This is a genomic window from Agromyces aerolatus, assembly GCF_031432255.1.
GTDB lineage: Bacteria > Actinomycetota > Actinomycetes > Actinomycetales > Microbacteriaceae > Agromyces.
The window spans coordinates 1-707 of the sequence record NZ_JAVKGQ010000038.1 but is presented as its reverse complement, the minus strand read 5'-3'; the positions used below and the strand labels follow the sequence as shown (position 1 = coordinate 707).

The following is a 707-nucleotide window of genomic DNA, read 5'->3' as shown; positions in this document are numbered from 1 at the left end:
CGACCTGGTGGATGCCGGCGGGTTCGCCGCCGGCGTCGGAGAGGCCTTTGATGAGTTCGCCGTGGGCTTCGAGCTCGGTCATGCCGGGGCGGAGGACGCTGGCGAGGTGGGTCAGGCCGGCGTCGCAGATCTCGGCGGCTTTGCGGACCATGTCGAGCTCGGCTTTGGACTTGGTGCGGCGTACGCGGCGTGCGGTGAGGGTGCCGTCCACGACGCGGCCGCCGGCGTCGAGGATCGCGCCGGAGATCATGGCCGACACGGCCGGGTTCGGTACGGCGGAGAACAGTTCGAGGCCGACGCGGGAGCCGTTGATCCAGCCCATGCCGACCGATTCGCGGACGATGTGCTGCAGCATGCCGGCGCGTTCGTAGCGGGGCAGGAGCCGGACGTCGTCGGCGACCGAGGTGCGGCGGATCATCTCGCCGTGCTCGATGCCTTCGAACAGGATGTAGCCGGCGTCGACGCGGACGACGGTGCAGGTCAGGGGCCGCCATTCGGTGGGGCCTTGCATCTTGTACCAGCGCAGGGCGAGGCCGTGCAGCCAGTTCTGCGCCTCGGGTGAGGACAGCACGAGCGTGTCGATGCCGTCCTCGGCCATCGCGGTCTGGAGTTTGCGCAGACGTGCGGCGTACTCCTCGCGCGAGAACGGGATGTGCGGCGGCGTCGAGGTCACCGCCTCGGCCTGCTCCGCCAAGAACGCAGCGATC

The 707-nt window shown here is 69.9% G+C and carries 1 protein-coding gene; it reads right to left on the bottom strand.

Features of this window, described 5'->3' with window-relative positions; translation table 11 throughout:
* The coding region (locus RH864_RS19180; RefSeq protein WP_310519182.1) for an aminopeptidase P family N-terminal domain-containing protein at positions 1-707 on the bottom strand (707 nt) is incomplete at both ends.